The sequence below is a fragment of the Micromonospora sp. NPDC047548 genome (genome assembly GCF_040642975.1).
In the GTDB taxonomy this organism is placed as follows: domain Bacteria; phylum Actinomycetota; class Actinomycetes; order Mycobacteriales; family Micromonosporaceae; genus Micromonospora.
This window is the reverse complement of sequence record NZ_JBEYTI010000104.1, coordinates 1-5,003: the sequence shown is the minus strand read 5'-3', so window position 1 is coordinate 5,003 and position 5,003 is coordinate 1. Positions and strand designations below refer to the sequence as shown.

6 protein-coding genes and 1 pseudogene are annotated in these 5,003 nt (G+C 68.1%); 6 read left to right on the top strand and 1 reads right to left on the bottom strand.

The features are described from left to right. Positions 1-178 precede the first annotated feature (178 nt). From ABZ807_RS33080 to ABZ807_RS33065, 4 genes are all read left to right on the top strand, one after another. Positions 179-382, top strand: a complete 204-nt coding sequence (locus ABZ807_RS33080) for an Hsp20 family protein (protein WP_357167023.1) — start codon at positions 179-181, stop codon at positions 380-382. 40 nt (positions 383-422) lie between these two features. Further along, on the top strand, positions 423-833 hold the full coding sequence (locus tag ABZ807_RS33075; RefSeq protein ID WP_357167020.1) for a DUF2267 domain-containing protein: 411 nt from the start codon (positions 423-425) through the stop codon (positions 831-833). Between the two features lie 175 nt (positions 834-1,008). Further along, positions 1,009-1,401, top strand: a complete 393-nt coding sequence (locus ABZ807_RS33070; RefSeq protein WP_357167017.1) for a DUF2267 domain-containing protein — start codon at positions 1,009-1,011, stop codon at positions 1,399-1,401. Positions 1,402-1,925: 524 nt separating this feature from the next. Further along, on the top strand, positions 1,926-2,066 hold the full coding sequence (locus ABZ807_RS33065) for a hypothetical protein (RefSeq protein WP_357167026.1): 141 nt from the start codon (positions 1,926-1,928) through the stop codon (positions 2,064-2,066). Positions 2,067-2,306: 240 nt separating this feature from the next. On the opposite strand, the pseudogene ABZ807_RS33060 reads toward ABZ807_RS33065, so the two are convergent. Next, positions 2,307-2,489 (bottom strand): annotated as a pseudogene (locus ABZ807_RS33060) (zinc-binding dehydrogenase); the annotation flags it as partial. Positions 2,490-2,672: 183 nt separating this feature from the next. Between ABZ807_RS33060 and ABZ807_RS33055 the strand changes: the two are divergent. Then, on the top strand, positions 2,673-3,497 hold the full coding sequence (locus ABZ807_RS33055; protein ID WP_357167014.1) for a YceI family protein: 825 nt from the start codon (positions 2,673-2,675) through the stop codon (positions 3,495-3,497). 314 nt (positions 3,498-3,811) lie between these two features. Beyond that, positions 3,812-4,723 (top strand): TIGR03619 family F420-dependent LLM class oxidoreductase, encoded by a 912-nt coding sequence (locus tag ABZ807_RS33050; protein ID WP_357167011.1) that lies wholly within the window; start codon positions 3,812-3,814, stop codon positions 4,721-4,723. The last annotated feature ends 280 nt before the right edge of the window (positions 4,724-5,003 follow it).

The following is a 5,003-nucleotide window of genomic DNA, read 5'->3' as shown; positions in this document are numbered from 1 at the left end:
CGGAGAATAATTTCGACGTTTCTGGGGCACGGATTCCTCACCTTCTGGAAAAGGATCTTAGTAGATCCCCTGTCCGGAAAGCTCGTGGCAGCCCAACTCCCTTGGCAGCAGTTGACACCCCACCCGGAAGGCTGTCGAGGTACCAGTTCGCTGCGCGACAACCAGTCGAGGATCACGGGTGAGATCAAGCAGCGGGAACGCAGGGGAATCCTTCCTCCGTCGCCGGGAACGCAGGGTCGGCCAGTTCGAACACGTCTTGACGCTGCCGGGCGACGTCGACTCCAACAGCGTCGCCGCGAGTCCCTCCGGCGGGGTGTTGACCGTACGCGTGGGCAAGGCGAACCGAACCGAACCGCGGCGCATTGAGGTCAGGGGCTCGTAACTGGCGGTTCGAGGGCGATCCGGCCGGAGAGGAGAATCAGGTGGAATACCAGGATTTCATCAACGCAGTCGCCACGCGGGCAAAGGTGTCGACCGATCAGGCGGCGACACTCACCAGCGCGACGTTGGAGACATTGGCAGATCGAATCAGCGGCGGCCAGGCTGAGGACCTCGCCTATCAGCTTCCGGAAGGGCTCGACGATCACCTGCGCAGACCACTTGGGCGGGAACGGGCCGCGTCGTTCGGGCTCGAAGAGTTCGTGCGGCGGGTGGCGGACCGCCCGAACATCGACCGTTCGCTCGCCGGTGCCGGGGTCAGCGCGGTGCTCACCACGCTACGTGAGGCTGTTACCCGTGACGAGTTCGAGAACGCGGTGGCCCAGCTTCCGAAGGAGTTCAGGCAGGTGATCGAACCCGTGGGTGCCGGTGGCGGGCGACGCCCGGGCTCGTAGCACGCACAGTTGAGGCAGGAGCAGGTGTGCCCGCGTCGCACGCGGGTACGCCGCTGCCGACTGACCGGATCCTCGCCGAGATGGGTCGGACCCCGTCCGCCTGATGGGTCATCGGCGCACGAGACAGAACCCGACGCCGGTCGCGAACGCCGCCGGGTACCCGGAAGGAGAACCCGTGAACTACGCCGAGTTTCTCGAAGCGGTGGCGAAGCGGGCGGGAATGCCAGCGACGGAGGCGGCGAACGTCATCCGAGCCACGCTCACGACTTTGGCGGAGGGGATCAGTGGCGGCGAGGCCCACGACCTGGCCACACAGCTCCCGGAGGAGATCCGAGGGTACCTGCACAAGGAAGTGGACTTCGCCGAACGGCTCGATCTCGTGGAGTTCCGCAATGAGGTAGGGGCGCGTGCGGGAATGGATGACCAGCGGGCCGCTGAGGCCGCCCGCGCGGTGTTGACCACCCTCCGCGAGGCGCTGAGCGCCGAGGAACTCGGGGACCTGGAATCCGAGCTGCCAAAGGACATCCGGCAGCTCACGTATCCGGCGGGCCGCAGTGTCGGAGCGTGACCCCAGCCGTTCCCTGGCCCGGCGGCGGGTCGGCTGGATCGCCCACTGAAGTGATCTCAGCGACTCTGCGGTAGGCGTCGAGGCCTACCAGGTACGCCGCTACGACGCCTGGTACCGCCACATCACCCTGGCCATGTGGGCACACGCGTTCCTCGCCGTCACCGCCGCGGCCTCAAAAGGGGCAGCGACCCCGAAAGGGACAAGCTCATCCCCCTCGCCCTCGGCGAGGTCCGACGTCTCCTGGCGCATCTGATCACCACGATCCACCGCCAAGATCATATCTGGCAGTGGTGCCGGTGGCGGCGCCGGCATCAATACCGCGCCCGAACCAGCCACTACCAGCGCAGGCTCCGAACCTGAAAGTGCGGCTAGAGTACTAGGCTAGGGGACGTGGTCGTCTGACCATGTTTCTTGACTCAGGGTAGCCAACCGGCGGGCATCGCCTGTTGTCCATGGTTTCGTCCGGCGGATCGCGGTTGGCAGGGCGCCGAAATCGCCGCTACGGACCGCCATCCTGACGTTGTGTGGGAAAGGTCGACATGTCCGACAAGTCTCCCCAGAAGAGCAATATGAAGAAGCCAGCCATGACTTTGAAGGAAAAGCGGGCGGCGAAGAAGGCCAAGCAGACGGACAAATCTTCGGCGATCCCGCCAACTGGCCACTGAAAGAACGGTACGGCCGCCGCTCGCGCGAGCTGACGTTGACGTGGCGCGGACGCTGACCGCTTGTTGAGGAGGTGCCACCGGAGGAGGTGGCCAACGCGCTGACCTGGAGTCGATGCCAAGGGTGACCCCGAGTTTGCCGAGTGCACCGAAGAAGTCGGCGAGTGCCTGGGGCACCTCGGCCAGGTCATAGCGTCTGGTGATCGGTACGCGCAGTCGACCGGCTACGACGTCGCCGGCCAGGTCCACCACCGCGGGTACGCCGTCCGGTGCGACCGCCCGGACCTGGCCGCTGACGTCGCCGGGGTAGTCCACCGCCTCGGCAGCGCCCAGCTGTCGTACGAAGTCGGTGGCGGCACCGGGGCGAGCGGTGGCGATGACGCGGGCGCCGGCCGCCGCGGCGTACTGGATCGCGAGCGCTCCCACACCGTCGGTCGCGCCGGCGATCAGGACGTGCCCGGTGGCGAGATGCAGGGGCCGGGCGAGGACACGGCCGCCGAAAGTCCAAGGTCGCGGGTGACGACCCGGTGCAGGTGGGCCTCCGCCGCGCCTGGGAGTGGCTGAGTCGACCCCGCTGACCGTGGCGGGCAGTTCATGCCATGTGAGCGCATGATTGCCGCTGCTGTCACCGAGGCGGCGGGGCCCATGGCAGCCAGGCCTGGAGCCGGAACGTGTCGCGGTCGACGTCGTACTGGCTGGATAGGAGCGGACCTCACTGACGGGTGCGCACATGGGGCCCCGATGTACCAGGACACGGTCGGACAGTCGTATGTCGCCATCCTCTACCTGTACCTGCCGGCCACCCACCAGCCCGCACCAGATGCCGCCCTCGGTCTTCGCCCGGTGACCGCATGGGCAACGGTCATTTCGCCTACGCTAGGCCAGGTGGCGATCAGAACCGGCCGATTGCGGTTCGGCCCGCACAACGGGCGGATGCTGCTGCGCACGGGCCGCACGGGTGTCGGCTCGACCATCGGCCACGATTTGACCATTGAGGTGAACGACTGGTCAGTGCAGGTCAACGTTCCCGAGACCGGGCCGGCGGATGCCACCGCGACGGCTCACGTCGAGTTGGCGTCCTTGGCCGTGCGGGAGGGCACCGGCGGTGCGCGGCCGCTGACCGACAAGGACCGGGGCGAGATCGAGAACAACGCCCGGCGGACGCTGGACGTCGATCGCCACCCGACGGCCACCTTTGATTCCACCCGGGTCGGCACCGGCGACGATTCCGCCACCATCAGCGGAACTCTCACCCTGCACGGGGTCGCCGCCCCCATCGACGTGCAGGTGCGGGAAGTGACGCCCGATCGGTACCGCGCGACGACGGTGGTGACCCAGTCGGCATACGGCATCAAGCAGTACTCGGCCTTTCTCGGCGCGCTCAAGGTCCGTGACGACGTCGAGGTGGAGATCGAGGTCCGCCTCGGAGGTTGACCGGCCTCCGTGTCCGCCGATCTCCCCGGCGGTCCGTGCCCCAACACACCTCTTCGATGAACCTATCCACGCGATGAAGTCACGCGTAGGCGAGTGGGCGGTCAACGTCGGCCGGTAGCAGACCGCTGCAGCGCTCGAAGTGTCGGCGGACGGTTCGATCGCGCTTGGGGGAACGGGGCCGAAACTGGCCGTCATCAAGGGCATCCTGCGCCGCTGGCAGTCCGACCAGGCCCGCGCCCGCGACACCCGAGGACACGGCCGGGAGTTAGCGGTTCCAGTGCCCGACGGGGACAGACCTGGGTACCGTGCCGGGGGTGGAGGTTGGATTCGCCGCGCCCGTCTCCGGCTTGTGGGCCACCCCGGAGAACATGGTTCACGTCGCCCGCCGCGCCGAGCAGTTCGGATACCACTCGCTGTGGACGTTTCAGCGCCTGCTGGTGCCGGCCGACCTCGGCTGGAGCGAGACGTACCACAGCGTCCAGGACCCGCTGACCACCTTGGCGTTCCTGGCCGGCCACACCACGCGGATCCGGCTGGGTGTCGCGGTGCTCAACATGCCGTTCATCTCGCCGGTGGTGCTGGCCAAGCAGACCGCGACCCTCGACATCCTCGCCGGCGGACGGCTCGACGTCGGACTCGGCCTCGGCTGGGCGGACGAGGAGTACCAGGCGACGGGTGCGAGCAAGCATCGACAGGGCCATCGGGCCGAGGAGTTCCTCGCCGTTCTTCGCGCCCTCTGGCAGGACGACGTCGTCGAGCATCGCGGCGAGTTCTACCAGATCCCGCCGACCCGGATGGAGCCGAAGCCGGTGCAGCGGCCACACCCGCCGATCCTGCTCGGCGGCCATGCGCCAGCGGCGCTGCGCCGGGCGGGCCGGCTCGCCGACGGTTGGGTCAGTGGCAGCCAGGCCGACGTGACCGGCATCGGGGCGGCGGTCGCGACGGTCAAGGCCGCTGCGGCGGACGCCGGGCGCGATCCCCGCTCGTTGCGGTTCGTCTGCCGCGGCGCGGTCCGCGTACGCCCTGCGGGCCCGGCCGAGCGCGAGCCCCTCACCGGCACGCTCGAGCAGATCCGGTCGGATCTCGGCAGACTTACCGAAGCCGGCATCACCGAAGTGTTCGTCGACCTCAACTTCGATCCCGAAATCGGCTCACCCCGTGCGGACGCGCAGGCGTCGCTGCGGCGGGCCGACGAAGTGCTGGACGCCCTCGCCCCGACCCGCTGACACCCGACGACGGGCTCTCAGCCAGCCGGGTCCGTCGCAGACCACGCCGACCAGCCGGTCACCCGCAGCGCGAGCACCGGCCCGGCTGGTGGCCGCTGCACGCCGGGAAGGCATCGACGAGAGCAATTGTCAAGAGTTGTGGATGAACTCGACTTTCGCAGTTTTGGGTGGCGGGTCGGCGGTGTGTGTGACACGCCGGGTGGCCTGGGAGTGCGTGATCTTGGGGTGAGATGACGGAAGCATCGACGGTGCTTGCACCACTGTCGTTGCCGAAAGTGAT

What these genes read in the sequence shown, in the direction of transcription:
- ABZ807_RS33055 (WP_357167014.1), top strand. Translation starts at nt 2,673, where the DNA reads ATGATTGCCGCTGCTGTCACCGAGGCGGCGGGGCCCATGGCAGCCAGG.